The organism is Microbispora sp. CL1-1, assembly GCF_012034195.1.
GTDB lineage: Bacteria > Actinomycetota > Actinomycetes > Streptosporangiales > Streptosporangiaceae > Microbispora.
Genome location: NZ_JAATEK010000192.1, coordinates 1 through 471, shown reverse-complemented (window position 1 = coordinate 471; position 471 = coordinate 1). Strand labels below are relative to the sequence as shown.

Below are 471 nucleotides of genomic sequence, written 5' to 3'. Positions count from 1 at the left end.
TTGCCGTTCGGGTCGACCTCCTGGTCCAGCATCCAGCGCCAGGGCTTTTCACAGAGCTGCTGAACGCTGTCCTCGCCGCTGCCGGGCTCGGGGTAGTACTGATGACACGGCTCGCCTTCGTCGTCACCGATGAACGCCATCGCCAGCGAGGAGTCGGTGTTGTAGCCGAACCGGTAGACCGAGCCATCCTGGGTGGTGATCCGCCACCACGACTGCGACGACATCGGCTCGATCTTCCAGCCGTAGTCCTCCACCGTGCGCCACTTGCCGGAGGTGTCTTTGACGATGTCCGTGGAACGGCCGTCCAGCGACAACGTCAGCTTCGAGGAGGTCGGATCCCCGTACGGCGACTCCCAGCACTTGTCCGGCCACCCCACCTGGGCGGTGTTGTAGCCCATCCGGCCCGACTTCGCATACCCCGAACACGACACGAACGACCGCTCGATGAACCCGGTGTTCAGCTCCCAGCCC

General features: G+C 64.5%; 1 protein-coding gene. It reads right to left on the bottom strand.

Features of this window, described 5'->3' with window-relative positions; translation table 11 throughout:
* Nucleotides 1-471 (bottom strand): hypothetical protein (locus tag HCK04_RS40570; RefSeq protein WP_168066715.1); only part of this gene is annotated, 471 nt, incomplete at both ends.